The sequence below is a fragment of the Ruegeria sp. BE1 genome, assembly GCF_056538885.1.
In genome coordinates, this window is the sequence record NZ_JBQFTY010000002.1 from 138,231 (window position 1) to 164,591 (window position 26,361).

A 26,361-nucleotide genomic window follows, 5' to 3' on the forward strand; every position below is an offset into this window, starting at 1 on the left:
ACCCGGTTTTGCCCTGAGTTTTCCCCAGACTTCTCCCCGGCAATCGATTTGCGTTGCCTGCAAGTCTGACGCAGCCTTGTGGAAACACTTGCCAGAATGCGAATCGAACTTGATGAAATCCGCAAAAAACATACTCCAACCCGAACATCGCGCCCTGAAAACGGCGGTGCTGGTGCTGGATGAATGCAACACGCTCAGCTTTGCCTCGGCCGTTGATCCGATGCGCGCCGCCAACCGGCTGGCGGACCGCCCGGCCTTCGATTGGGATTATGTAACCGCAACGACCGAGCCCGCGATGCTGACCAGTGCGCTGACGGTTCCGGGTATCCCTCTGGCGCGTCTGCAAAGCTGCGATCTGATGATCGTCGTCGCCGGGTTCCAACTGGCACGCCACGCCACGCCCAGCCTGCTGGCCGGTCTGCGCCGCATTGCAGGAACAGGCGCCACCATGGCTGGCATTGACGGCGGCCCCTGGCTGCTAGCCGAAGCGGGTCTGCTAGACGGCCATTCTGCCACAACCCACTGGGAAGACCTGGACAATTTCGCAACCCGCTTCCCTGAGGTCGACGTGCGCCCCGACCGGTTCACCGTCTCGGAAAACCGCCTTACGTCAGGCGGCGCGATTCCGGCGGTTGAGATGATGTTGCACATCATCGCCGCGCGCCACGGCGCTGGCTTTGCCGCACGGGTCGCGGGCCTCTTCCTCTACGAGGGCGCGCCAGACCCGGCCAAACCCCAAAGCCGCACCGGTGCCCCCCACCGCCATACCGCCCTGACCGCCAAAGCCAACACGCTGATGGAATCGTCTCTGGACGAACCGCTCCCACTTGCGGACATCGCCGAAACGCTGGGCACCAGCCCCCGCACCCTGCAGCAGCAATTCCGCCTGCGCCTGAACACCACGCCGCAGGACCACTACCTGCAATTGCGCCTGGCCGAGGCCCGCCGTCTGGTCACCGACACGGATATGTCCCTGCTGGACGTGGCGCTGGCCACCGGCTTTGCCTCACAATCCAGCTTTGCCCGTGCCTTTCGCACCGCACATGGCCTGTCGGCCCGCGACCTCAGGCAAGAGCGCGCGCCCCACACCCATCACTGACCGGATCCCACTTCATCTGGCCAAAAATATCCCGGGGGAGGCGCGCAAAGCGCGGCGGGGGCAGAGCCCCCTAATAGGGCATCGGATGCGCGCGATGCGCCTGGACTATCTCGGCTATAACCTCATCCGACACCTGCAAGTCCTTGCCGTCCAGGATATGCGCCAACTGCGCCACCGAGGTCGCCCCAAAGATCGCCGACATCATGAAAGGCCGCGTCCGGCACCAGGCCAGCGCCATGTGGATCGGATCGATCCCGTGGCGTTCGGCAATCTCCAGATAGGCCCCAACGGCCTCCAGAACCCGATCCGTCTGACGCCCGCCCATTTCCGGGTTCAGCGACTTGCGCGACGCGTCAGGCACCGCGCCCCCCTGGTACTTGCCGGTCAAATACCCTGCCCCCAGCGGTGAAAACGCCATCAGCCCCACGTCTTCATGCACGCTGAGTTCCGCCATATCTGTATCGAAATGGCGACACAGCAACGAATATTCATTCTGAACCGAGGCCACCCGCGGCGCGCCCATCTGCTCGGCGATCCGCACCCACTGCGCCGTACCCCATGCGCTTTCATTCGACAGGCCAAAGGCGCGGATGTTGCCTTTGTCGACCTGCGCCTGCAGGGCCTCAAGGCAGTCCTGCATATTGTCCAGAACCTCGTTGGTGTTGTGCCCGGACGGGGCATAGTTCCAGTTCTGCCGGAACATGTAACTGCCCCGGTTCGGCCAGTGAAACTGATAAAGATCGATACAGTCCGTCTGCAACCGCCGCAGCGAGCCTTCGATGGCCACCGGGATGGTCTGCGCCGTGATAGGCGCGCCATCGCGGGCATGGGCAAAACCGGCACCGGAATGCTTGGTGGCCAGCACATAATCCCCCCGACGGGCCGGGTTGGCGGCGTTCCAATTGCCCAGAATCTCTTCGGTCCGGCCCACGGTTTCCTTTGAGATCGGGTTCACCGGATACATCTCGGCGGCATCGACAAAATTGATCCCGGCCTCCAGCGCCATATCCATCTGGGTATGTGCGTCAGCCTCGGATGTCTGGGTGCCAAACGTCATCGTACCAAGGCACAGGTCGGTCACCATGATGCCGGTGCGGCCCAAGGGCTTCATTTCCATCTGTTACTCTCCTGAAAATCCCGGCGCGGGCCTAGGCCTCGGCCTTTTTCTCCCACCGGCCCGATTCCTCGGACCAGTATTGCGCCGAACAGCCCGCCCCGGTCAGGGCCTTCCACTGCCCCCGCGCGTGCTGCACCGCTTGTTCGTCATTGCCGTCGAACAGAATGCACACCCGCTCCATCGCGGTGACTTCATCCGGTTCAACCTGCGCGCCATCCACCGCCATCACACAGGCGGGCGCGTTGGCAGCCTCTGGCCCGGTGGTCAGCAAAATCGGCTGCGCTGCGTCATGTGGCCCACCCGCGCGGCCATGTGGCAGGAACCCCTCATCAGGCCCCAGCCACAGTTTTTCGTCCAGCCAGTCCATCCGCGCGGGATCGGTGCCCCGCACGGCAATCTTCCACCCGGCCTGCCGCGCCTTGTCCAGCAGAACCGGCAAGGTGTACTCCAATGGCTGACGGGTCAGGTGGTAGAAATAGACAGCGCCCATCTGCTTACTCGAAATTGTCCTGCACAAACCGGCTGAGCGCACGCACGCCCCAGCCGGTCGCCCCTTTGGGCGCATAGGATGTTTCCGACGATACCGAGGCGACACCCGCGATATCCAGATGAATCCACGGGGTTTCCTCTTTCACGAACCGTTGCAGAAACTGCGCCGCCGTGATCGAGCCCGCCGGACGCCCGCCCACGTTCTTCATATCCGCGATGCGCGATTTCAGCATCTTGTCATAGGCATCGCCCAGCGGCATCCGCCACGCGCCCTCATCCTCGGCCTTGGCCGATTTCAGGAACGCGTCGCAGAACGTGTCGTTGTTCGAGAAGACACCCGCATTCTCATGCCCCAGACCAATGATGATCGCACCGGTCAGGGTGGCCAGATCGATCATGCCAACGGGGCTGAAGCGTTCCTGCGCGTACCACATCACATCACACAGAACCAAGCGGCCCTCGGCATCGGTGTTGATGATCTCGACCGTGTCGCCCTTCATCGACTTGACCACATCGCCGGGACGCGTGGCATTGCCCGAGGGCATGTTTTCCACCAGTCCGACCAGCCCGACCACATTGGCCTTGGCCTTGCGCTTGGCCAGCGCCCGCATGGTGCCCGCGACCACGCCCGCGCCGCCCATATCCATTGTCATGTCTTCCATGCCGCCCGCAGGTTTCAGCGAAATCCCCCCGGTGTCGAACACAACACCCTTCCCGACCAAGGCCAGCGGCGCGTCGTCCTTGTCGCCGCCCTTCCACTGCATCACCACAACCTTCGAGGGGCTTGCCGAGCCCTGCCCGACGCTCAGCAGCGTGCGCATGCCCAGCTCTTCCAGCTTGTCCTCTTCCAGCACTTCGACCTCAAGGCCCAGCTCTTTCATCTCATCCAGACGATCGGCGAATTCGGTGGTTGTCAGAACATTGGCCGGTTCATTGGTCAGGTCACGCGTCATACGCACACCGTCCGCGATGGCATAAAGCGGCGCAAAGGCGGCCTGTGCCTCATCGGCTTTTTGGTGGGCGATGGTGACCGCGCCAACCTCAGCCGCATCCTTGGACTTGTGAGCATCAAAATCATAGCTGCGCAGGGCGATCCCCAGCGCCAGTTCCTCGACCCGGACCTGATTTCCGGCCATGACCAGCAGGGGCTGATTGTCCGCCAGCTTGGCCAGCTTGGCCCCGGCCTTGCGCGCCTCGGCCGCGTCGGGGCGTTTGGGCAGAACCAGAATATCCAGTGCCTCGGCCGCCATACCGCTGGGCCACGCCAGCGACACGACATCGCCCGGCTTAACCTTTTCGAACCGGTCGCTTTCGATCAGACGAGCGACCGCACCGCGGGTCAGGCGGTTGGCCCGGCGCACAGCAGGCCCCATCTTTGCCTCGGGTGGCAGCACGACAACAACACGCCCTTCGGCCTGCGCCATCATGTCCACATCAAAGGCCTGAAACTGGATCGGGATTAAACTGCTCATTGCGAACTCCTGAAAATCTGCTCCCCAAGACCTAGCCCGCGCTGCGCGACTTGACCAGATAGCAGTTTTCCCCGCGCTTCAATTGCAGTACAGTCCCCCAAAAATTCCGGCAAGATCGGGGGAGAGCACGTTGGCAAGACAGGGCAGGCATAAGCCGTTGCGCATCCGCGCGGGCATTTGTGATTCTGCCCCCGCCACCGCAGAGCCCGCCTGTCACGCCCAACTGGTGGAGGCGCTTTCGTGATCCTCGACCGCTATTTCGCCCGCCGGTTCATTCAGAGCTTTCTGGTCATCGGCGGCATCTTTCTGACACTGATGATTCTGATCGATCTGGTGGAACAGGCCCGCCGGTTCGACAGTGAAAACCTGTCCTTTGGCACTTTGCTTTATCTAACCTTGCTGAATACGCCTGCCGCGATCAGCGAAATGATGCCCCTGTTGGTGATCCTGTCCACCATTGCGCTGTTTGTCGGGCTGGCGCGCAGTTCAGAACTGGTGGTGACGCGCGCCATCGGACGGTCGGGCATTCGCGCCTTGCTGGCACCAGTGACGCTGGCGCTGCTCATCGGGGCCCTTGCGGTTGCGCTGCTGAACCCCATCGCGGCGGCCACGTCCGAGAAATACTGGCGGCTGTCCAGCCTGTACAAAAACAAGGAACAATCTGCCCTGTCGATCACCAGCGAAGGGGTCTGGCTGCGGCAGGGGTCGGCAAGCGGGCAGTCTGTGATCCATGCGCGTGGCACGACGAATTCGGATGATCTGGAACTCACAGGGGTTACGATCATCGACTTTTCACCGGACGGCAAACCGACCCAGCAGATCGTGGCCGACCAAGCGCGGCTGTCGGATGGGGTCTGGGTGCTGAACAACGCCAAGATCTGGTCTTTGCGCGATGATGCAAACCCGGAAAGCGACGCCCGGTTCCATGAGCAAATCGAAATCCCGACCACATTGACCCGGCAGCGCATTCTGGACACGCTGACCCAACAGGGGCTGGTGTCGGTCTATGACCTGCCGCAGTTAATCCGCGATCTGAAAGAGGCCGGGTTTACCACCAAACAATACGAAGTCTGGCTGCAGGTTGAACTTGCCCGGCCCATCTTTCTGATCTCGATGGTGATGATCGGGGCGGCGTTTACAATGCGCCATGTGCGGTTTGGCGGCACAGGCATCGCGGTTCTGTCCGCGGTTCTGCTGGGCTTTGCCATCTACTTCGTTCGGAACTTTGCCCAAATACTCGGGGAAAACGGTCAATTGCCAATACTCGTCGCAGCCTGGGCCCCGCCCTTTGCCGCCATTCTTCTGTCCCTTGGGCTTTTGCTACATGCGGAGGATGGCTGATGCGGCGTCTCTCTCAGCTACTTTTGTCCGGCGCGGTTGCGCTGGCTCTGCCGACCGCGGCCCTTGCACAGGCCCAGCCCGGACCCACACCGGCTCAGAACGCGCAGGAACAGGACCAGCCTGCCCTGCTGGTCGCTGATCAGATTTTCATCACACCGGAACGCCTTTTGGTGGCCGAGGGCAATGTCGAAGCCTTTCAGGGCGATGTCAAAATCTCTGCCGACCGCATCACCTTTGATCGCGAGTCGGGCGCGTTGTCTTTGGAAGGTCCGATCCGGATCGATCAGGCAGGCAACACCACCATTCTGGCAGATTCGGCGGAACTGGATGATGGCATTCAGAACGGGCTTTTGATCGGGGCCCGTATGGTGTTTGATCAGCAGGTGCAGATCGCCTCGGTTCAGGCGACGCGCGCGGGCGGGCGTTACACTCAGCTCAGCAAAGTCTCGGCCACGTCGTGCCATGTCTGCGCCAATGGCAAACCGCCGATCTGGCAGATTCGCGCCCGCAAGGTCACGCATGATCAGCTGGAACGGCAGTTGTATTTCGAAGGCGCACAGCTGCGCGTTCTGGATGTGCCTGTCTTCTATTTCCCCTATCTGCGTCTTCCCGACCCGACGCTGGATCGCGCGACCGGGTTTCTTGTGCCCTCGCTGCGCACCACGTCGCAATTGGGCACCGGCCTGCAGGTTCCATATTTTATCAAGCTGGGCGATCACAAAGACCTGACGGTGACCCCTTACGTGTCATCCCGCACCAAAACGCTGGGGCTGCGCTATCGCCAGGCGTTCAAACGGGGCCGGATTACGCTGAACGGCGCTTATACCCGCGACGACCTGCAACCCGGCGAGGATCGCGGATTCCTGTTTGCCAATGGCTGGTACAACCTGAATGACGGTTACCGGTTCACGTTCAATATCCGAACCACATCGGATGATGCCTATCTGGCCGATTACGGCCTGCCCGATGTGGATCGGCTGCGCAGTGAGGTCGCGCTGGAACGGTTCAAACGCGACACGGCTTTCCGCACCAGCTTTATTCATTTCAAGTCGCTGCGCGACAGTGAGGATCAGGATGAAATCCCGTCGCGTGTGTTTGACCTCTATTACCAGAAACGCCTGTTCCCGACCGCTGTAGGTGGAGAGGTCCGGTTGGGTTTCATCACCCACGCCCATGAGCGTACAAGCGACGAAGACATTATAGGCCGTGACGTGGCCCGCGCTACGTTTGACGCGGAATGGCTGCGCAACTGGACCTATGCCTCGGGTCTGAGGGCCGAGGCGCGCATCGGCACTTCGGTCGACACGTTCAACATTCGCAATGACAGTGAATTCCCAAGCCAGCTGACGCGCGCCACCCCAAGGGCCGCGCTGACGCTGCGCTATCCGATGCAGCGGCGCGAACAGACGGGCGCGACCCAGATTCTGGAGCCGATCGCCCAGATTGGCTGGACCCATGTCACCGATGACAATGTCCCCAATGATGAAAGCACGTTTCAGGAGTTCGATCAGGGCAACCTGCTGTCCCTGTCACGCTTTCCCGCCCCTGACCGGCGCGAAGACGGTCTGACAGGGGTCGTCGGGGTGAACTGGTCGCGATACGCGGCCAATAACTGGCGCGCACTGGCCACCATCGGTCAGGTCTTTCGCGCCGATGCCGATCCAGATTTCAACCTGACATCGGGGCTGCAAGGCACCGCTTCCGACCTGCTGCTGGCGGGCCAGATTGAAACAGCCAATGGCTGGTCACTGGCGGGGCGCGGCCTGTTGAACGGCGATTTCAGCTTTGCCAAGGCCGAGCTGCGCGCCGCATGGCGCCGCCCGACAGCCGCCGTCGCAGGCAGCTATGTCTGGCAGGAACCGGACCCGGACGAAAATGTTGATGACGAGATTTCAGAAATCAGGTTGACCGGGCGCTACCAAGTGGATCAGAACTGGAACACAAACGCTCTGGCGCGCTATGACCTGAGCGAATCTGAGCCCATCCGCTATGGGTTGGGTGTCACGTACCGCAATGAATGCGTACAGGTTAACATGAATGTCAGCAGGCGATTTACTTCCTCATCAAGTATTGAGCCTTCGACAGAATTCGGCTTTACCGTGGCCTTGACGGGATACTCCGTCGAAGGTGGCGGCCAACAGTTCAAGAGAAGATGCAGTTGACAACAGGTTTCTCCAGTTTCCTTCGCTCCGGTTGGCTTAAACCGGTCGCCCCGGTCTTTGTCGGTGTCGTGATCGCGTTGACAGCACCACAGACACAGGCCCAAAGCCTGTTTTCGCCGGCGATCAAGGTCAATCAGGAAAGCATTACATGGTATGAGCTGAACCAGCGCCAACAGTTCCTGACGGCTCTGGGCGCGCCAGGATCATCCGAAGAAGAAGTGCGCGACGCGCTGATCGACGAAAGGTTACGTCGTCAGGTCCTGCGCGAAGCGGGCATTCAGGTCGCACCCGAAGACGTGCAGGTGGGCATTGATGAATTTGCAGCCCGCGGTCAGCTGTCCAGTGACCAGTTCCTGCAGCTGCTGGCCGATCAGGGCGTCGATCAGGAAACCGTTCGTGACTTTGTTGCCGACCAATTGGTCTGGCGCGATTATATCAGCGCGCGGTTCCTGTCGCAGGCACGTCCGACAGAAGACGAAATCAACCGGGCCCTGGGTCAGACCGATGGCGGCGGTCTTCAGGTTTTGCTGTCCGAAATCATCATTCCCGTTAACCAGCAAACCGTTGCGCAGGCGGAACTGCTGGCCGAAGAAATCTCGCAACTCGAAGGGTTTGATGCCTTCGCCTCAGCGGCGATCCAGTATTCCGCCGCCGCCACCCGCGAAAACGGCGGGCGTCTGGAATGGCTGAATCTGTCGAACTTGCCACCTGCTCTGCAACCCGTGATCATCGGCTTGAAGAACGGCGACATCACCCAACCCCTGTCGCTGCCGAACGCCATCGCCCTGTTCCAGATGCGGGGCCTGCGCGAGGTTGCAACAAGCAACACCACCTTCTCCGAGATTGACTACGCGATCTACCACCTGCCCGGCGGCCGCAGCGCGGATACGCTTGCCGAGGCCACCCGCCTGCGGGAAGAGATCGACACCTGTGACGATCTCTACGGCCTGGCCAAAGGACAGCCCGAGGACGTTCTGCAACGCATTCAGGCCAGCCCTTCTGAGATCCCGCGCGACGTGGCGCTGGAGCTTGCCAAACTGGACCTGAACGAAGTGTCCACCGCGCTGACCAGCAACAACGGGCAAACGCTGATGTTCCTGATGCTGTGCACCCGCACCCGCGACATGGGCGAGGAAACCAGCCGCGCGGATGTGGCGAACGCATTGACCCAACAGCGCCTCGAAGCCTTCGCGGACAGCCTGCTGGCCCAGCTGCGGGCTGAGGCGAATATCGTGGAACAATGATGCCACCGATCGCGCTCAGCTGCGGTGAGCCTGCCGGTATCGGCCCGGAAATCGCAGCCAAAGCGTGGTCGGATCTGCGGGACAGTTGCCCGTTCTTCTACATCGGCGACGCAACACATCTGCCGCCTGAGACGCCTGTGGCGCGTATTTCCGACCCGTCCGAGGCGGCAAAGGTCAGCGCCACGGCCTTGCCTGTTCTGCATCTGGAGTTCCCGGCGCCAAACGTGCCCGGCCACCCCAACCCCGGGAACGCGCCCTACGTCATCGACGCCATCGAACAAGGCGTGTCGCTGGTGCGATCCGGTGCGGCCTCGGCCCTGTGCACCGCGCCGATCCACAAAAAGGCGCTGATTGACGGCGCGGGCTTTGCCTATCCCGGCCATACCGAGTTTCTGGCCGCGCTGGCCAACCGCAACCGGGTGGTGATGATGCTGGCCAGCGACCAGCTGCGCGTCGTTCCCGCAACAATCCATATCGCCCTGTCCGAGGTCCCCTCGGCCCTGACCCCGGACCTGCTGCGCGAGACGATCTCGATCACCGCCAAGGGGTTGCGCCACCAGTTCGGCATTGCCCATCCGCGCATCGCCATCGCAGGCCTGAACCCCCATGCCGGAGAGGGCGGCAAGATGGGCCATGAGGAGCTTGACTGGATCGCCCCGCTGATCGCGGACTTGCCCGGTGACAACTACTCGGTCAGCGGGCCTCACCCTGCCGACACGATGTTCCACGCCGCCGCCCGCGCCCGCTATGACGCGGCAATTGCGATGTATCACGATCAGGCGCTGATCCCCATCAAAACGCTGGATTTCGACCGGGGCGTGAATGTCACGCTGGGTTTGCCCTTCATCCGAACCTCGCCCGATCACGGCACTGCGCTGGACATCGCCGGACAAGGCATCGCCACGCCCACCAGCCTGATCGAAGCGCTGAAACTGGCCCACCGCATGGCGCAAAGCGCTTGACCCTTCACCTGTCTGAAAATATCCCCGCCGGAGGCAAAAAACTGGCGCATCCCTTCAAACCGCGCCACGGTAGACCATCATGAGCGCCATAGACACCCTCCCTCCTCTGCGTGAGGTCATCGCGACCCACCAGTTGTCGGCCCGCAAATCGCTGGGTCAGAACTTTCTGCTGGATCTGAACCTGACCGCCAAGATCGCGCGTCAGGCCGGGGACCTGACCGAATGCGACGTGCTGGAGATCGGCCCCGGTCCGGGCGGTCTGACCCGTGGGCTGCTGTCCGAAGGCGCGCGTAAAGTTGTCGCCGTTGAAAAAGACACCCGGTGCATCGCAGCCCTGAATGACATCGCCGCCGCCTATCCCGGTCAGCTTGAGGTCATCAATGGCGATGCGCTTGAGATCAATCCACTAGAGCATCTGACCCCGCCGATCCGCGTCGCGGCCAACCTGCCCTATAACGTGGGCACCGAACTTTTGGTGCGCTGGCTGACACCGCCGGAATGGCCCCCGTTCTGGCAAAGCCTGACGCTTATGTTTCAGCGCGAGGTGGCCGAGCGGATCGTCGCCCAGCCCGGCAGCAAAGCCTATGGCCGTCTGGCGATTCTGGCCCAATGGCGGGCCGAAGCCCGGATCGCCATGTCCCTGCCGCCCGGCGCGTTCACACCGCCGCCCAAAGTCTCAAGCGCTGTGGTCCACCTGACCGCCCTGCCCGAACCGCGCTATCCCGCTGACGCCGCTACCCTGTCGCGCGTTGTGGCGGCCGCGTTCAACCAACGCCGCAAGATGCTACGCGCCTCGTTAAAGGGGATCGCACCAGATATCGAAGATCGCCTTTTGGCCGCCGGTATCCAGCCGACGGAACGCGCGGAACAGGTCCCGCTTGAGGCGTTCTGCGCGCTGGCCCGCGAGGTGAAGAAAGCCTGAGCCAAAGAAAAAGCCCCGGAAACTCCGGGGCTTTGGCATTTCATAGCGCAGCGTTCACTCGGCCGCTTCGGGCGCGTCCCCATCGGTTTTGGGGGCCTCTTCCGCAGGTGCCGCCTTGGGCTTGCGCGCGCGTGGGCGACGGGCTGGCTTTTCTTTCTTCTCGGGCGCAGCATCGGATTCGGGCGCGTTGCTTTTGCTTTCCGGTGTCTCAACCAGACCCGATTCTGGCGCAGCAGCCTCGGTTCCGAAATCCATGACGTCGGGCTGCGGGGCCTCGGCCGGGTCGGCCTGACGGGCCGCTTCGCGTTCCTGACGTTCGGCGCGTTCGCGGTCACGTTCGGCCTGACGTTCGCGGTTTTGGCGTTCCTGCTCTTCGCGGCGCGCTTCGATCTCGCGCTGCGCTTCGCTCAGCATGCGCAGGTAGTGTTCAGCATGTTGCTGAAAGTTTTCAGCCGCCACGCGGTCATTCGACAGTTGGGCATCGCGCGCCAACTGGTTGTACTTGTCAATGATCTGCTGGGGCGTGCCACGCACCTTGCCTTCGGGACCCGAGCTGTCAAAAACCCGGTTAACAACATTGCCGCCAGAAGGACGATTGCGGTTATTCTTGGCCCGTGAGCGGGATTTGGAAGATCTCATCTTACTTTACGTCAGCCTTGTCATACGGTGTCGATCACGTCGCGTCCTGCACTGCTCAAGGGCACTAGCCGTCACGCGATGTCGACTTTTTTGGGCTTGGCGTCAGGGGCCCGCTGAACCAGCGTCAACCTCTCCGACTAACTCTGAGTAAACATGTCCTGCGTGTCCAGACAAGAGGTTTGTCCAAAATTTCGCAGCTTTTTTACATCAATCGGCGCTTTTCGGCCTCACCTGCCCCGGGAATCACGGCATTCTGGCCAAAACAACACGGTCGCGGCCGTCCAGATCGGGAATGATGCGCGCACCCACCAGCCCAGCCGCGCTGAACAGACCTGCTACGCTTGGCCCCTGGGTCGGACCGATCTCAACCAGTATGCGCCCTCCGGGGATCAGGAAATCCGGGGCCGATGCCGCGATATGACGATAGGCCCCTAACCCGTCGCCTTCATCGGTCAACGCCATGCGAGGTTCATGTTCGCGCACTTCGGGCGACAGATCGTCCATTTCCGCAAGTGAAATATAAGGCGGATTGGAAACAATCAGATCAAACTGCCCTTCAATGTTTTCAAACCAGTCGGAGCGCAAAATCTCGGCCCGTCCCTGAACGCGATGCTGCACCGCGTTGGCGCTGGCCTGCAGACAAGCGGCCTCGCTCAGATCCGCCCCTACGCCCGAGGCGCTGCCACGCTCGGTCAACAGAGTGATCAGGATACAGCCGGACCCGGTGCCCAGATCCAGCACATGGTCGAACGGTTCGCTGAGCGCAGCTTCGATCAGGGTTTCGGTCTCGGGGCGCGGGTCCAGCACATCGCGGCTGACGCGAAAGCGGCGGCCATAGAATTCACGTTCCCCTAACAGATGCGACACCGGCACGCGAATGGCGCGCAGCGAGACCAACTGGTCATAGCGTTCGGCAATCTCTGGCGAAAGCTCCTCGGGCGCGATCAGGGTGACTCGGCTGGCCTCGATCCGAGCCGCGTGGGCCAGCAGAACACGCGCATCCCGCGCCGGGTCATCAACACCAGCCGCGCGAAGGCGCGCGGTGGCCGCGACCATAGCCTGCGCCGCTGTCAGGGCGGCAATCACTGCGCCATCTCCGCCAGCAAACGCGCCTGATCATCAGCGGTCAGGGCATCGATGACCTCTTCCAGATCGCCCTGCATCACCTGATCCAGCTTGTACAGCGTCAGGTTAATGCGGTGATCCGTCATCCGCCCTTGGGGGAAGTTATAGGTCCTGATCCGCTCGGACCGGTCCCCCGACCCCACCTGACTGGCGCGATCAGCCGAGCGTTCACTGTCAATCCGCTGACGTTCCAGATCGTAAAGACGCGTTTTCAACACCTGCATCGCAATCTCGCGATTGCGGTGTTGGGATTTCTCGGAACTGGTCACAACCAGCCCGGTGGGCAGGTGCGTAATCCGCACCGCCGAGTCGGTGGTGTTCACGTGCTGCCCGCCCGCGCCGGAACTGCGCATCGTATCGATGCGGATGTCATTTGCATCGATCTGGATGTCCACATCCTCGGCCTCGGGTAGAACCGCAACCGTGGCGGCGGAGGTATGGATGCGCCCGCCGCTTTCGGTTTCGGGGACCCGCTGCACACGATGCACACCGGATTCGTACTTCATCCGGGCAAAGACATTGTCGCCCTTGATATGGGCCACAACCTCTTTGATGCCGCCCAGATCCGAGGCCTGTTCCTCGATGATCTCGAACTGCCAGCCGCGCGCTTCGGCATATCGCTGATACATGCGCAGCAAGTCACCGGCGAACAGAGCGGCCTCATCCCCGCCCGTACCGGGACGGATTTCCAGCATCGCGGGCCGCGCATCGGCTGCGTCCCGAGGCAACAGCGCCAGTTGCAACGCGTGCTCGGCATCGGGGATGCGGGCCTGAAGGTCGGGGATTTCCTCTTCGGCCAGCTCTTTCATATCTGGGTCGGACAGCATCGCCTCGGCCTCGGCCAGATCGGCCACCAGCTGACGCCAGGCCATGATCTGATCGACCACCGGCTTGAGGTCGGAATATTCTTTGGCAAGGGTCGCAATATCCCCTCCCGAGGCACCATCCGCCATGGCCGCTTCGAGGTACTGGAATCGCTGTGTGATCTGTTCAAGGCGTTCTTCGGGGATCATCCGCGCGGTGTCTATCATCCGAAGCCTTTGGTCAAGGCCCGTCCCTGTGCTAAGCTGCCGCGCATGAGATGTTTGGTACTTGTTTTCCTGCTCTGCGCAGGCCCTGCTATGGCCGATGTGACCGGCCCCAAAGGCAAGGTTCAGGACTGTTATTGCACCGATAAATCCGGCACGCGCATCGAATTGGGTCAGATGATCTGCCTGCAGGTCGACGGCCGCATGTTCACCGCCCAGTGCCAGATGTCGTTGAACGTGCCCATGTGGCGCGAAGTATCCCAGGGCTGCCTATCTTCACGACTACAGAGCAGCCAGCCACCCCTCAACACGGTCACGGTTTACCCCAAAATCTGACCGTCCGAACCGCAGGCGGGCATGGATGCGCAGGGTGTCGCCATCCTGCCAGACAGTGGTGTAATCCGGAAAACCGATCACCTTGGAGCGTGTGATATAGGTGATCATGCCCTCGTCCACCGACCCAGCCAGAACCGAGGTACGCGGGGTGACCCGTGCTAGGGCATCTATCCGCGCCAGACCGTCCGGCCCGGTTTCAACGATACGCACCACGCCGCCTTGCATGTCCACATCCGACGCGTTCGCAACCCCGATGTGCCATTGCGCGGGGTCAGAGGGCGCAAGCCGGATATAGGCACCTGCGGCCACAACCACCGCCACGATCAGCCACAGAAGCATTTTCATCATCCCAACCCCAATCTTTGACCTCACCCTAGCCGGAATGCGGCCCCCGGCAAGGCGCATCGGCCCCTGTCGTCACGTCACTCCGGGCAGGATGCACAGCAGTTCGAACAACAGGTTCGCGGCAGTCAAAGCCGTGTTGCCCGTGGGATCATAGGGCGGAGAGACCTCGACCAGATCGCAGCCCACCACGTTCAGACCTGCCATCGCATGGATCAGTTGCAGCACCTGCGGGGTGGTCAGGCCGCCGATCTCGGGCGTGCCGGTGCCGGGGGCAAATGACGGGTCCAGGCTGTCTATATCGAACGAGATATAGGTCGGGTGATCGCCCACAGTTTTGCGCACTTGTGAGCCGATCTCGGTCAGGTTCTGCTGCCACAGCTCCCACGCGGGGAATTGACGGAACCCCCATCCCTGCGCCTCGGAGAAATCCGAGGCCCCATAGCCTGATCCGCGCAACCCGATCTGAAAGGTCTTATCGGGAACGATCAGCCCCTCTTCATACGCGCGGCGCAGGATGGTGCCGTGGGTCTCACGCTCACCAAACATCTCGTCATTGACGTCCGCATGGGCATCCACATGCACCAGCGCAACCGGCCCGCGCTTGGCCGCGATGGCCCGCAGGATCGGCAGCGTGATCGAGTGATCGCCCCCCATCGCCACAGGGATCACGCCCTGCGCCAGAACGGCATCATAGCTTTCCTTGATGATCTTCAGGCTGTCGGCCAGAGAGAAGGTATTGATCGCCAGATCGCCAATATCGGCCACCTGCAGGCGATCAAACGGCGCGGCCCCGTTGGCCATGTTATAGGGCCGGATCATCGCGCTTTCACTGCGGATATGTTTCGGCCCCAACCGCGCCCCGGACCGCCACGAGGTACCGATATCCAGCGGAATACCCAGAACGGCCACATCCAGCCCCGCCAGCGTATCCGCCTGCGGCAGCCGCATGAACGTATTCGGCCCCGAAAACCGCGCCAGATCATTGCCGCTGATGGGTTGGTTCAACTCTGTCATGCCCGTATCTCTCCCGTCCGGTCTTTTGCGTTAACTGATACCGGAAAGATGGCTAACCAAAGGTTAAGGCTGCAGCTTGTTCCACCCCAATAGGCAAATGATCTGGGTCGCCACATGAGCACCGGCAATCGCCGTTGCGCCGGATGTGTCATAGGGCGGGCTGACCTCGACCACGTCGCCGCCCTTGATGTTGATCCCGGCTATGTCGCGCAGGATGATTTGGGCCTGAATTGAACTCAGCCCACCCCAAACTGGCGTACCGGTGCCGGGGGCAAAGGCCGGGTCCAGACCGTCGATGTCAAAGCTCAGATAGACCGGGCTGTCGCCAAGGATACCTTTGATCTTTTGCGCCACGGCGGCGGGGCCGGATTCGTAGACCTCGCGCGCGTCGATGATGTTGACGCCCAACGTGTCCTCATTGGTGGTGCGGATACCGACCTGAACGGATCGCTTGGGGTCCACGATCCCCGATTTCACCGCCTTGTAGAACATCGTTCCATGATCCACGCGGGTCATGTCATCATCGGCCCAGGTATCGGTGTGCGCATCGAATTGCAGCAACGACATCGGCCCGTATTTCTCGGCATACGCCTTGAGGATCGGAAAGCTGATATAGTGGTCCCCGCCCAAGGAAACCGAGGCCACATCGGCGGCCAGAATGGTGCGGATATGGTCGGTCAGCGTATCGGGAAAAGCCGGGATATTGGCATAATCGTAAGCCACGTCGCCATAGTCCACGATCGCCAGCTCGCTGAGCGCATCAAAAGGCCAGCCATAGGGCGCATCCGGCGATTGTAGTGCGCTGGCCTCGCGGATCGCGCGGGGGCCAAGCCGGGTGCCGGGGCGGTTGGTCACCGCCTGATCAAAGGGCACACCGGTCACGGCAATATCCACGCCCTTGAGGTCCTTGGTATACAGCCTCCGCAGGAACGAGGTCGCCCCGCCGAATGTATTCTCAAACGACAACCCTTTGAGGTCGGGGTTGGTAAAAGCCTCATCGACCTGATTTTTCGCGTCTTCCAGTCCCATATCTGTCCCTTATCAGCCCAGCGGCTGCGCCTTTTCTACGATCCGCGCAAAGAAGGACGCGCCAACCGGCGCGATCTCATCATTGAAATTGTATTTCGGGTGGTGCAGCCCGGCGCTGTCGCCCTGCCCAAGGTTCAGATAGGCCCCTGGTCGCGCGTTTAGCATGTACGAGAAATCCTCGGCCCCCATGTTGCGGGTCATGTTGTCGACCACGTTATCCGCGCCCGAGATTTCGCGGGCCACATCTGCCGCGAACCCGGCTTTGGCCGCATCATTGATGGTGGCGGGATAGTTCACCTCATAATCCAGACACGCCTCAACCCCGTAGGAGGCCGCCTGTCCTTTTACGATCTGCTCCATCCGCTCCATCACCATTTTCTGGACCGACGGGTCAAAGGTGCGCACAGTGCCGTTGATATAGGCGGTGTCGGGGATCACGTTGTTGACCGTCCCGGTGTGGATCTGCGTGACCGAGACCACCAGATCGTCCAGCGCATGGTGGTTGCGGCTGACGATGGTTTGCAGCGCCTGCGCGATGCCACAAGCGGCCATCACCGGATCGCGGGCCTCATGCGGCATGGCCCCGTGGCCGCCAACGCCCTGAATATAAACGTGGAACGTGTCCACCGCTGCCATGATCGCTCCCGGAGTAGTGTAGAACGCGCCCTCGGGGATGCCCGGCGCGTTGTGCAGGGCATAGACCTGCGAGATGTCGAACCGGTCCATGATGCCGTCTTCGACCATCACTCCCGCGCCGCCGCCCTCTTCCTCGGCAGGCTGAAAGATCAGCGCCACGCGGCCCGCAAAGTTCCGCGTCTCAGCCAGATAGCGCGCCGCCCCCAGCAGCATGGTGGTGTGCCCGTCATGACCACAGGCATGCATTTTGCCCGGATTGGTCGAGGCATATTCCACGCCCGTCTCTTCGGGGATCGGCAGCGCGTCCATATCGGCGCGCAGGCCAATCGTGGGCCCATCCGCCTGCCCGTTGATGATCGCAACGATGCCGGTTTGGGCGATCCCTTCGTGCAGTTCATCCACTCCGAACTCACGCAGACGATCGGCGACAAAGGCGGCGGTCTCAAAGCAGTCGAACTCCAATTCCGGGATCGAATGCAGGTGCTGGCGCCATGCGGTCATATCGGCGGCGAAATCGGCAATTCGGTTGACGACGGGCATCGGGGGTGGACTCCTGATCGGGACTGCGGAATGGATGCATCTGACACCGGAACGAAAGGGTTCGCAATGGCCGAAAATCCTCTGATCCACGACAGTGACGCCGGGATCGAGCGTCTGCTGGAAATCATGCGCCGCCTGCGTGACCCGCAAAGCGGCTGCCCGTGGGACATTGAACAGGATTTCTCGACCATTGCGCCCTATACGATTGAAGAAGCTTATGAGGTCGCCGATGCCATCGAGCGTGAGGCGTATGATGAGCTAAAGGGCGAACTGGGCGACCTGCTGTTCCAATCGGTCTTTCACGCGCAAATGGCCGAAGAAGCGGGGCATTTCACCTTTCAGGACGTGGTGCGCACCATGTCGGACAAGATGGTGGCCCGCCACCCGCATGTGTTCGGGGACGAATCCCGCGACAAGTCCGCAGAACAACAAACGCTGGACTGGGAAACCATCAAAGCGGCGGAACGCGCGGGCAAGGAGCAGAAAGGCGCGCTGGACGGTGTGGCCGCGAACCTGCCTGCTCTGCTGCGCGCGCACAAGTTGCAGAAACGCGCCGCCCGCGTGGGGTTCGACTGGCCCGATGCCAGCCATGTGCTTGCCAAGATCACCGAAGAGGCCGCCGAGTTGGAAGAGGCCCGCGACAACATGGATGCCGACGCGCTTGAGGATGAATTTGGCGACCTGCTGTTCGTCATCGTCAACCTGGGCCGACATCTGGGGATCGAACCCGAGGCCGCCCTGCGTCGCACCAACGCCAAGTTCACCCGCCGCTTTGAACAGGTCGAGGCGCGACTGGCCGCGCGTGGCAAAACACCGAGCCAAAGCGATCTGGCCGAGATGGATGCCCTGTGGGACGAGGTGAAGACCGAAGAGCATCGCGCCAATGGCAAACTCCCGCCTGTGGATGCGGCGACCGGGGGCTGAAACCGCTGGACAAGCGCGGTGACACTTGCGAGTGTCCGCGCTTCAAGACCCCGGAGACGACCATGCCCCGCAAGATCATCATCGACACCGACCCCGGTCAGGACGACGCCGTTGCCATTCTGTTGGCGCTGGCCAGCCCCGAAGAGATCGAGGTTCTGGGCCTCACCGCCGTCGCCGGAAACGTACCGCTGGAACTGACCGCCAAAAACGCCCGCATTGTCTGCGAGCTGGCCGGGCATACGCATATCCCCGTTTACGCAGGGTGTGACCGCCCCCTGAACCGCGATCTGGTCACGGCAGAACATGTACATGGGAAGACCGGTCTGGACGGCCCCGTGCTGCCTGACCCTGACATGGCTTTGGCCGACGGCCACGCGGTAGACTTTATCATCGACACGCTGCGCGCGCATGAGCCTGGCACGGTGACGCTGTGCCCGCTGGGGCCACTGACCAATATCGCCACCGCCTTTCAAAAAGCACCTGACATCATCGACCGAGTACAGGAAATCGTCCTGATGGGTGGCGCGTATTTCCAGGTCGGCAACATCACACCAGCGGCTGAGTTCAACATTTACGTCGACCCGGAAGCCGCTGAAATCGTGTTTAAATCTGGCGTACATATTGTCGTCATGCCACTTGACGTGACCCATGACGCGCTGGTCACGAAACACCGCAATGATGCCTTCCGCGCGCTGAATTCCCAAGTCGGCCACGCGGTCGCCGAGATGACAGATTTCTTCGAACGGTTCGATAAGGAAAAGTACGGCTCTGAGGGGGCGCCGCTGCATGATCCTTGCGTGACCGCCTATCTGATCCGCCCGGACTTGTTCAAAGGCCGTCACATCAACGTTCAGATCGAAACCCAATCTGAGCTGACCATGGGCATGACCGTTGCCGACTGGTGGCGGGTCACGCCGCATGAACCCAACGCCATGTTCATGGGCGAAATTGACGCCGATGGCTTTTTCGACCTGCTGACAGAAAGGCTGGCCCGCCTATGAGCGCCGCACTGAAACTTGCCCGTCCTGACGATCTGGACCGCCTGATGGCGCTGGTCACAGCTTTCCATGCCGAAACCGGCATCGAACAGGACGTGGATCGTACCCGCAACGCGCTGGCCCCCCTGCTTGAGGGGATACCACATGGTTGTGTCTACCTGATCGGGCCCGGACGGGCCCCGTTGGGCTATATCGTGCTGACCTTTGGCTGGTCGGTCGAGTTTGGCGGCATGGACGGCTTTGTGGACGAGATCTATATCCGACCGGCCGTCCGGGGCCGTGGTATCGCGACCGAAGTGCTGCTGGACCTGCCCAAGGCCCTTGCGGGCGCGGGGCTGACAGCGCTGCATCTTGAGGTCGACCGCAGCAACGCGGCCACGCAGAACCTCTACCTGCGCACAGGGTTCAAACCACGTGATCGCTATATGCTGATGAGTAAGGTGCTTTAACGCGCCTCGATCCCCATATCCATGCCGGGAACATCCATATCCATCACCGGATCACTGGACGACGCAGGCATTCCCGAAACTGGATAGTGACCGGGCCCGGAACAGGCCGCCAAAACAAAAACACTGATCACCGACGCTACGAGAAGGAATTTTGAACCACTCATGGTATGCTCCTTTTCTGTAATGTGGTGACCCTACGTCAATGCTATTCAGCCGAAGTATGAATAAGTTCACACATATTGGAACTTAACACGGCACACCCTGCCAGAATCTGTAATTTACGAGCATTTTCAATGTGGTGGCGCAAAGATTAAATTCCGGTCACAGCGCCAATTCAAAGAACAGCAGATGCCCCTCTGTAATCTTGGGGATATCTGAATAAGCGTCCCGCAACTGGAACCCCATAGACAGGTATAACCGAGTCGCCGCCTCAAGCGGTTTGCCGGTGTCCATGCGGATAAAGTCAAAGCCTTTGGCTCGGCAGGCTTCGATCAGCGACTGCATGATCGCATAGCCTGCCCCGGTCCCCCGTGCACTGTCAGAGACATAAACCCGTTTGATCTCGGCCACACCCGGCGCGATGGTATGGAACATGCCGCATCCGACGGGTTGATCATCTTTTAAGGCCAGGCGCACCCCGCCATGCGGGGCGCCGTGTTCAACCTCAATCACGTCCATGAGGCGCGCATATTTTTCACGAGGGTAATAGGTACGCACGACCTCTTGGGACACCGGATCCAGCGTCAACAGAAAATCGCGATAATCCCAACACAAACGCCGGACAGACTCGAAGTGGTCCGGCGTTGTGGCTTGTATAACTTTAAGCAAATCCTGATCCTCAAATCCAATTGCGGATCAGGGTAACACTTAACGCTTCAGGATCGAAGCCCCGGCATATTCGGCAACCTCACCCAGCGATTCCTCGATGCGGATCAGCTGGTTATACTTGGCCAACCGGTCCGACCGCGCGAGGCTGCCGGTCTTGATCTGACCGCAATTGGTTGCCACGGCCAGATCGGCAATGGTAGCATCCTCGGTCTCGCCCGAGCGGTGCGACATCACGTTGGTGTACCGCGCACGGTGGGCCATATCGACAGCGCGCAGCGTCTCGGTCAGCGAGCCGATCTGGTTCACCTTGACCAGCATCGAGTTTGCGCAACCACGCTCGATCCCTTCGGCCAGGCGCGCGGGGTTGGTCACGAACAGGTCGTCGCCGACCAGTTGCACCTTGTCGCCAATGGCGTTGGTCAGGGCTTTCCAGCCATCCCAGTCATCTTCGGACATGCCGTCTTCGATCGAGATGATCGGATAGTCGTTCACCAGCGCCGCCAGATAGGCCGCGTTTTCGTCCGAGGTGAGCGTCGTGCCCTCACCCGCCAGAACGTATTTGCCGTCCTTGTAGTATTCGGTCGCGGCGCAATCCAGCGCCAGGTGGATTTCATCACCCGGTTTGTAGCCGGCCTTTTCGATGGACTTGAGGATGAAATCCAGCGCCTCACGGGTGCTGGCGATATTGGGGGCAAAGCCGCCCTCGTCGCCCACGCCAGTGGCCAGACCTGCGGCGGACAGTTCTTTTTTCAGGGTGTGGAACACCTCGGACCCCATGCGTACCGCCTCGCGGATATTCGCGGCCGAGGTCGGCATGATCATGAATTCCTGAATGTCGATGGGGTTATCGGCATGCTCACCACCATTGATGATGTTCATCATCGGCACCGGCAGAACGCGGGCCGAGGTGCCGCCCACATAGCGGTACAGAGGCTGCGTGGTGAAATCCGCCGCCGCCTTTGCGGTCGCCAGAGAGACGCCCAGAATGGCGTTTGCGCCCAAACGGCCTTTGTTTTCGGTCCCGTCCAGCTCGATCATGGCTTGGTCGATGGCGACCTGCTCGGTCGCGTCAAAACCCATCAGTTCCTCGGCGATTTCACCGTTTACGGCAGCAACGGCTTCAAGCACACCTTTACCCATGTAACGGGATTTGTCGCCGTCACGCTTTTCCACCGCCTCATACGCCCCGGTCGACGCGCCCGAGGGCACAGCGGCACGGCCCATGGTGCCGTCTTCCAGGATCACGTCCACCTCAACCGTCGGATTGCCCCGGCTGTCCAGAATTTCGCGTGCGTGGATGTCGATAATCGTGCTCATGAGGCCCGTCCCTGTGGCTGCAATAACTTGCCAGCCTCATAGCATCACCGGGTAAAAAGTAAACCATTCATGTTATCGCTAACACGACAATTGCCGATCCTTTGGCGCGAAAGGTACTCTGTTTGCGCAAAACTGCGACAATCCGTCAGGTCGCGGGCGCAAAGGCGCGGGACAGTTTGCGTTCGCGCAGGAAGGTATACATGCCGGACCCGATGATCAGCGAGGCCCCGGCCAGTGTCATCGCATCCGGGCGTTCGCCAAACATCAACATCCCGGCCATGATCGAGAAGATCAGGCGCGTGTACCGAAACGGGGTCAGCGCCGAGGCCTCACCGATCCGCATGGCGGTGATGATCCCGTAATAACCCAAAACACCAAATCCGATGGCCCCCAGGAACGGGCCCAGATGAGAGGCTTCAAGCACGATCACCGGCTGAGCCGAGAACACCATCAGCGCAACCCCCGACACAGCCACCGCAAGATAGGCCTGCAGTGCCACGACCGAGGACGCAATCCGGCTGTCCAGCTTGCGGGTCATCAGGTCGCGGGCCGCGATAGCGATCACCGAGGCGACCACGAACAGCGACACAGGCTGAAACCCTTCAAAGCCGGGCCGAATGATCATCAGCACCCCGACAAACCCGACGCCGATGGCGCTCCACCGTCGCCAGCCGACCTGTTCGCCCAAAAACAGCGCGGCCCCCATGGTGACGGCCAGTGGCATGGCTTGGAACACGGCGGCCACGGTGGACAGATCCACCAGCGACAGGGCGGTCACGAAAGTCAACGCGCCCACCGTCTCGGCCCCGGCGCGGGCCAACGGCAAAGGACGCCATGCCAGCGGATCAAAGATGCGCTTGCGCGTGACCAGCGCCATCAGCGCAAACAGCACACCGCAGGCCAGGCCCAGCAACAGCATGATCTGCCCTGTCGGCACAGACACTGACAGCAGCTTGATGAACATATCCTCAAGCGCAAAAGCCGCCATCGCAGCGACAACCAGCAAGATGCCGTGTACGTTATTCATGGTCATGTCCGTAAAGCCATGCGGCCCGCGCGCCGCGCCTTGTCCCACCCAACCCGAAGGAGCGGGTGTCAGGCAAGCCCTATCCGCGCGGGATTCATGAAATCCCGTGCGCCTGCCCTTCGCGATTTGTGATGGGTCAATCCTGATCCAGAGGAACGCCGTACAGCTCCAGCCGGTGGCCTTTCAGCTTATAGCCCAGCTTGGCCGCGATTTTTTCCTGCAGCGCCTCGATCTCGGGGTCAACGAATTCGATTACCTCGCCCGATTGCATGTCGATCAGGTGATCGTGGTGGTCCCGCTCGGCGTCTTCATAGCGTGCGCGTCCATCGCCGAATTCCAGCCGTTCCAGAATCCCGGCCTCTTCGAACAGTTTCACAGTGCGATAAACGGTGGCGATGGAAATCCCCGAATCCACCTTTGAGGCCCGGGCATAAAGCTCTTCAACATCCGGGTGGTCTTCGCTTTGTTGCAAAACCTGCGCAATTGTGCGGCGTTGGCCGGTCATACGCAGGCCTTTGGCTTCGCAGCGGGCGATGATCGTATCGGACATGAGTGACCCTTCGGAGTAGTTCGGGTTTCTGTCTTAAACCGTCTGAACGGCTGGCGCTACTGCGGAATTGCGGTTTCCCGCACAGCCCTGAGATCGGCCCAGATCGGCAGGTGATCCGAGGCGATATGCGCGGGCCGCGCGTCGTGGACACCGTGGGTCACAGCCTCAAGCCCCGCGCCCAGCGCGATGCGGTCCAGCGCGCCCAAAGGCTGCGGCGCCGGAAAACTGGGCAACGGCGGCAGGAACCGCATCTCGGGGGCCAGATGGTCCAGCACCGGCTGGCGCGACCATTCGTTGAAATCCCCGGCCCAGACGGTGGGCATCTGTGTCAGGTCCTCGTCGCAGCGGCGCATATGGGTGATCTGCTGACGGCGGGATGCAGGCAACAACCCAAGATGCATCCCCATCACCCGCAGCGGCCCGATGGGCGTGTCAAACTCAACCCGCACCGCGCCGCGCGGCTCAAGCCCCGGCAGGTCGTGATGCCCGGTCTGCCGCACCTGGATCGCATCACCGCGCCAGATCACCGCGTTACCGTGCCAGCCCAGACTGCCTGCACCGCCCAGATCGACGATCTGCCACCCGGCCTCGTCCAGCATGAAATGCGGCAGCGCTGCGGGGCGTGGCGGCAGGCGTTTATCCGCCTCTTGCAGCACCACGATATCGGCCTGCATCGCGTGGATCACCTGCATGATCCGCTGCGGCTGCCGGCGAAAATCCAGCCCGACGCATTTCTGAATGTTGTAGCTGGCGATCCGCAGGGTGTGAGTCATGAAACGGTTATGCTTATCATTTGACGATCCCAGGCAACCCGACCCTCTTCAAAACTGCGTCACCATCAAATTGACCGGCTCACCCCCCTCGGCGGATGAGGCATGTCCGGTTCCGGTAACATCTTCCGCCCAGAACAGGTCTCCGGCCGTAAAGTCGCGAACCTCGCCCGATCCGGCCTCAACGCGAAAGATACCCGACAGAACTGTCGCAAGCTGGCGTTTGGGGGAACGGTGCTGAATGCCTTTCCATCCCGCAGGCAAGGTCAGAAAGACAAAGCGCGCGGCGTCGAATTCGTCCGAGACCTGAAACGCCTTTGCAGGCGGCGCAAAGGTTTTGAGTTCAAGGTCAACATCACGGTCTTCAAAATACGAAACACCCTGAGAATCTTCCAATAATATGGAGTAGCGCATGCCCTGCTCCTTCAAATCTGTCAGACCAAATCCTTGTGGCACCTATTATGCAGCATTCTATTGGGTTGGTAAGTCGCGAGATGTATCGATTTCGCTATTGCCGCCCTGAACGCACAGAATTCCGGCGGATCAACAATTATGTTCCACAAAACGTCGCATGAACCACCTCATTTTCAGTCGGCGGGCGGGTCAGGTCAACCGCCTCGGGCTGGTCCTCGTAGGGCTTCGCCAGCACCGTGTTCAGGCGATGGAACGGGGCATAGTCGCCCTGCACCGCCGCCTCGATCATCTGTTCGACCCGGTGGTTGCGCGGGATGAAGGCAGGATTGGCGGCGCGCATCACGGTGTGCGGATCGGCCTCGCGCGTCAGGCGTGCTTGCCAACCTTCGGCCCATGTGTCGAACGCCTCGGGCGCAAGGAACTGGTCGCGCGCCGTATCGCCGCCCAGCGCGCGGAAGGTATTGGTGAAATCGGCGCGATTTTCGGCCATGCGCTTCATCAGATCGGTGATCAGGGCCTCATCGCCCTCGTCCTGCGTGGTCAGACCGATCTTGGCCCGAAAGCGCGCCAGCCATTCCTGATGGATCAGACCCGGCATCGCGTGCACGATCTCGGTCGCCTCTTCCACGGCGGTTTCGGGATCGTCCACCTGCTGAATCAGTGCTGTTGCCAGTTGCGCCAGATTCCACACAGCGATGTCGGGCTGATTGGCATAAGCATACCGCCCCATCCGGTCGATGGAACTGAAGACCGTATTCGGGTGGTAGCTGTCCATAAAGGCGCAGGGGCCATAGTCGATGGTCTCTCCAGCAATCGAAGAATTGTCGGTGTTCATTACCCCATGGATAAAGCCCACGCCCATCCATTGCGCAATCAACCGCGCCTGCGCGTCCCGAACCGACCGCAACAGACCCATAGGCCCCTCGGCATCGGGGTAATGGCGCGCGATGGCATAGTCGGTGAGCTTTCTGAGGCTGTCGATCTGCCGCCGTCCAGCAAAGACCTGAAACGTGCCCACCCGCAAATGGCTTTGCGCCACGCGGGTCAGAACCGCACCGGGCATCGGACCCTCGCGCCGGACGACCTCACCGGTTTCCACGGCGGCCAAGGCGCGGGTTGTGGGCACGCCCAGCGCGTGCATCGCCTCGGACACCACGTATTCGCGCAGCACCGGCCCCAGCCATGCGCGCCCGTCGCCCCTGCGGCTGAACGGGGTGGGCCCCGAGCCTTTCAGTTGGATGTCCCGGCGGATACCGTCCGCACCGACCGTTTCCCCCAGCAGAACGGCGCGCCCGTCGCCAAGCTGCGGGTTATAGCTGCCGAACTGATGGCCGGAATACAGCTGCGCAATCGGCTCGGCCCCTTCGGGCAGGGTGTTACCGGCAAACGCCTCGGCCATTTCCTGCACGTCGCCGGGGGTGATGCGCAGGATACGCGCGAGGTCGTCGTTAAACGCCACCAGCTGCGGCGCGCGCACAGGTATCGGGGCCTGCCGCGCATAGAAACTGTTGGGAAGCCGGGCATAGCTGTTGTCAAACGGGATCGTCAGGGTCATGTCGCAAACATATTGCTGATACACGCGAA

At 61.3% G+C, this 26,361-nt stretch carries 28 protein-coding genes; 10 read left to right on the top strand and 18 right to left on the bottom strand.

Annotated features, from left to right (window positions below; translation table 11 throughout):
- Positions 1 to 112: 112 nt before the first annotated feature.
- The gene (locus ACR0J5_RS06865) at positions 113 to 1,099 is read left to right on the top strand and encodes a GlxA family transcriptional regulator (RefSeq protein ID WP_480651702.1); all 987 of its coding nucleotides are present in this window, start codon (positions 113 to 115) and stop codon (positions 1,097 to 1,099) included.
- A 70-nt stretch (positions 1,100 to 1,169) separates the two neighbouring features.
- Here ACR0J5_RS06865 and ACR0J5_RS06870 read toward each other — a convergent pair whose 3' ends face one another.
- Genes ACR0J5_RS06870 through ACR0J5_RS06880 form a run of 3 tightly spaced genes read right to left on the bottom strand, consistent with a single transcriptional unit; the run spans position 1,170 to position 4,177 of the window.
- The gene (locus ACR0J5_RS06870) at positions 1,170 to 2,216 is read right to left on the bottom strand and encodes an aldo/keto reductase (RefSeq protein ID WP_480651704.1); all 1,047 of its coding nucleotides are present in this window, start codon (positions 2,214 to 2,216) and stop codon (positions 1,170 to 1,172) included.
- A gap of 31 nt (positions 2,217 to 2,247) precedes the next feature.
- Positions 2,248 to 2,706, bottom strand: coding sequence for a DNA polymerase III subunit chi (locus tag ACR0J5_RS06875; RefSeq protein WP_480651706.1), 459 nt, complete (start codon positions 2,704 to 2,706; stop codon positions 2,248 to 2,250).
- Between the two features lie 4 nt (positions 2,707 to 2,710).
- A complete protein-coding gene (locus ACR0J5_RS06880; protein WP_480651708.1) occupies positions 2,711 to 4,177 on the bottom strand; it encodes a leucyl aminopeptidase in 1,467 nt (488 codons plus the stop codon).
- A gap of 240 nt (positions 4,178 to 4,417) precedes the next feature.
- Here ACR0J5_RS06880 and lptG point away from each other — a divergent pair, with 240 nt between their 5' ends.
- From lptG to rsmA, 5 genes are all read left to right on the top strand, one after another.
- Positions 4,418 to 5,518 (top strand): LPS export ABC transporter permease LptG, encoded by a 1,101-nt coding sequence (gene lptG, locus ACR0J5_RS06885; RefSeq protein WP_480651710.1) that lies wholly within the window; start codon positions 4,418 to 4,420, stop codon positions 5,516 to 5,518.
- Complete coding sequence (locus ACR0J5_RS06890) at positions 5,518 to 7,680, top strand: LPS-assembly protein LptD (protein ID WP_480651712.1); 2,163 nt, start codon at positions 5,518 to 5,520, stop codon at positions 7,678 to 7,680. The genes lptG and ACR0J5_RS06890 overlap by 1 nt, the downstream gene beginning before the upstream one ends.
- Positions 7,671 to 8,924, top strand: a complete 1,254-nt coding sequence (locus ACR0J5_RS06895) for a peptidylprolyl isomerase (protein ID WP_480651714.1) — start codon at positions 7,671 to 7,673, stop codon at positions 8,922 to 8,924. The genes ACR0J5_RS06890 and ACR0J5_RS06895 overlap by 10 nt, the downstream gene beginning before the upstream one ends.
- The gene (gene pdxA, locus ACR0J5_RS06900; protein ID WP_480651716.1) at positions 8,921 to 9,886 is read left to right on the top strand and encodes a 4-hydroxythreonine-4-phosphate dehydrogenase PdxA; all 966 of its coding nucleotides are present in this window, start codon (positions 8,921 to 8,923) and stop codon (positions 9,884 to 9,886) included. The genes ACR0J5_RS06895 and pdxA overlap by 4 nt, the downstream gene beginning before the upstream one ends.
- A gap of 79 nt (positions 9,887 to 9,965) precedes the next feature.
- Positions 9,966 to 10,808, top strand: a complete 843-nt coding sequence (gene rsmA, locus ACR0J5_RS06905; RefSeq protein ID WP_480651718.1) for a 16S rRNA (adenine(1518)-N(6)/adenine(1519)-N(6))-dimethyltransferase RsmA — start codon at positions 9,966 to 9,968, stop codon at positions 10,806 to 10,808.
- A 54-nt stretch (positions 10,809 to 10,862) separates the two neighbouring features.
- Here the strand turns inward: rsmA and ACR0J5_RS06910 are convergent, their stop codons facing one another.
- From ACR0J5_RS06910 to prfA, 3 genes are all read right to left on the bottom strand, one after another.
- Positions 10,863 to 11,447 carry a DUF4167 domain-containing protein gene (locus ACR0J5_RS06910; RefSeq protein WP_480651720.1) on the bottom strand — a complete coding sequence of 195 codons (585 nt, stop codon included), beginning with the start codon at positions 11,445 to 11,447 and terminating at the stop codon, positions 10,863 to 10,865.
- Positions 11,448 to 11,690: 243 nt separating this feature from the next.
- On the bottom strand, positions 11,691 to 12,533 hold the full coding sequence (gene prmC, locus ACR0J5_RS06915) for a peptide chain release factor N(5)-glutamine methyltransferase (RefSeq protein WP_480651722.1): 843 nt from the start codon (positions 12,531 to 12,533) through the stop codon (positions 11,691 to 11,693).
- Positions 12,530 to 13,585 (bottom strand): peptide chain release factor 1, encoded by a 1,056-nt coding sequence (prfA, locus tag ACR0J5_RS06920; protein WP_480652872.1) that lies wholly within the window; start codon positions 13,583 to 13,585, stop codon positions 12,530 to 12,532. Before prfA ends, prmC begins: the two co-directional genes overlap by 4 nt.
- A gap of 63 nt (positions 13,586 to 13,648) precedes the next feature.
- Here prfA and ACR0J5_RS06925 point away from each other — a divergent pair, with 63 nt between their 5' ends.
- Positions 13,649 to 13,936 (top strand): hypothetical protein, encoded by a 288-nt coding sequence (locus ACR0J5_RS06925; protein ID WP_480651724.1) that lies wholly within the window; start codon positions 13,649 to 13,651, stop codon positions 13,934 to 13,936.
- Here the strand turns inward: ACR0J5_RS06925 and ACR0J5_RS06930 are convergent.
- The 4 genes from ACR0J5_RS06930 to ACR0J5_RS06945 form a co-directional block, all read right to left on the bottom strand.
- Positions 13,883 to 14,281, bottom strand: a complete 399-nt coding sequence (locus tag ACR0J5_RS06930) for a DUF1499 domain-containing protein (protein WP_480651725.1) — start codon at positions 14,279 to 14,281, stop codon at positions 13,883 to 13,885. The genes ACR0J5_RS06925 and ACR0J5_RS06930 overlap by 54 nt on opposite strands.
- Before the next feature lie 72 nt (positions 14,282 to 14,353).
- Positions 14,354 to 15,295 carry an agmatinase gene (gene speB / locus ACR0J5_RS06935; protein WP_480651727.1) on the bottom strand — a complete coding sequence of 314 codons (942 nt, stop codon included), beginning with the start codon at positions 15,293 to 15,295 and terminating at the stop codon, positions 14,354 to 14,356.
- Between the two features lie 63 nt (positions 15,296 to 15,358).
- On the bottom strand, positions 15,359 to 16,324 hold the full coding sequence (gene speB, locus ACR0J5_RS06940; protein ID WP_480651729.1) for an agmatinase: 966 nt from the start codon (positions 16,322 to 16,324) through the stop codon (positions 15,359 to 15,361).
- A 12-nt stretch (positions 16,325 to 16,336) separates the two neighbouring features.
- Positions 16,337 to 17,500: a M20 aminoacylase family protein gene (locus ACR0J5_RS06945; RefSeq protein ID WP_480651731.1), complete on the bottom strand. Its 1,164-nt coding sequence runs from the start codon at positions 17,498 to 17,500 to the stop codon at positions 16,337 to 16,339.
- A gap of 66 nt (positions 17,501 to 17,566) precedes the next feature.
- On the opposite strand from ACR0J5_RS06945, the gene mazG reads away from it, so the two are divergent.
- The 3 genes from mazG to ACR0J5_RS06960 all read left to right on the top strand — a co-directional run bounded on the left by mazG (position 17,567) and on the right by ACR0J5_RS06960 (position 19,871).
- Positions 17,567 to 18,424: a nucleoside triphosphate pyrophosphohydrolase gene (gene mazG / locus ACR0J5_RS06950; RefSeq protein ID WP_480652874.1), complete on the top strand. Its 858-nt coding sequence runs from the start codon at positions 17,567 to 17,569 to the stop codon at positions 18,422 to 18,424.
- A 62-nt stretch (positions 18,425 to 18,486) separates the two neighbouring features.
- A complete protein-coding gene (locus ACR0J5_RS06955; RefSeq protein WP_480651733.1) occupies positions 18,487 to 19,425 on the top strand; it encodes a nucleoside hydrolase in 939 nt (312 codons plus the stop codon).
- A complete protein-coding gene (locus tag ACR0J5_RS06960) occupies positions 19,422 to 19,871 on the top strand; it encodes a GNAT family N-acetyltransferase (protein ID WP_480651735.1) in 450 nt (149 codons plus the stop codon). Before ACR0J5_RS06955 ends, ACR0J5_RS06960 begins: the two co-directional genes overlap by 4 nt.
- Here ACR0J5_RS06960 and ACR0J5_RS06965 read toward each other — a convergent pair.
- The 8 genes from ACR0J5_RS06965 to ACR0J5_RS07000 form a co-directional block, all read right to left on the bottom strand.
- On the bottom strand, positions 19,868 to 20,035 hold the full coding sequence (locus ACR0J5_RS06965) for a hypothetical protein (protein ID WP_480651737.1): 168 nt from the start codon (positions 20,033 to 20,035) through the stop codon (positions 19,868 to 19,870). The two genes, ACR0J5_RS06960 and ACR0J5_RS06965, sit on opposite strands and share 4 nt — an antisense overlap.
- Positions 20,036 to 20,192: 157 nt before the next feature.
- A complete protein-coding gene (locus ACR0J5_RS06970; protein WP_480651739.1) occupies positions 20,193 to 20,618 on the bottom strand; it encodes a GNAT family N-acetyltransferase in 426 nt (141 codons plus the stop codon).
- Positions 20,619 to 20,738: 120 nt separating this feature from the next.
- Complete coding sequence (gene eno / locus ACR0J5_RS06975; protein WP_480651741.1) at positions 20,739 to 22,016, bottom strand: phosphopyruvate hydratase; 1,278 nt, start codon at positions 22,014 to 22,016, stop codon at positions 20,739 to 20,741.
- Positions 22,017 to 22,161: 145 nt separating this feature from the next.
- Positions 22,162 to 23,043 carry a DMT family transporter gene (locus ACR0J5_RS06980; RefSeq protein ID WP_480651743.1) on the bottom strand — a complete coding sequence of 294 codons (882 nt, stop codon included), beginning with the start codon at positions 23,041 to 23,043 and terminating at the stop codon, positions 22,162 to 22,164.
- 136 nt (positions 23,044 to 23,179) lie between these two features.
- Entirely contained in the window at positions 23,180 to 23,593 is a 414-nt protein-coding gene (locus ACR0J5_RS06985) for a Fur family transcriptional regulator (protein ID WP_480651745.1), read from the bottom strand.
- 56 nt (positions 23,594 to 23,649) lie between these two features.
- The gene (locus ACR0J5_RS06990; protein ID WP_480651747.1) at positions 23,650 to 24,366 is read right to left on the bottom strand and encodes an endonuclease/exonuclease/phosphatase family protein; all 717 of its coding nucleotides are present in this window, start codon (positions 24,364 to 24,366) and stop codon (positions 23,650 to 23,652) included.
- 48 nt (positions 24,367 to 24,414) lie between these two features.
- Positions 24,415 to 24,777, bottom strand: coding sequence for a cupin domain-containing protein (locus ACR0J5_RS06995; RefSeq protein WP_480651749.1), 363 nt, complete (start codon positions 24,775 to 24,777; stop codon positions 24,415 to 24,417).
- 136 nt (positions 24,778 to 24,913) lie between these two features.
- Positions 24,914 to 26,332, bottom strand: coding sequence for a protein adenylyltransferase SelO (locus ACR0J5_RS07000; protein ID WP_480652876.1), 1,419 nt, complete (start codon positions 26,330 to 26,332; stop codon positions 24,914 to 24,916).
- Between the last annotated feature and the right edge of the window lie 29 nt (positions 26,333 to 26,361).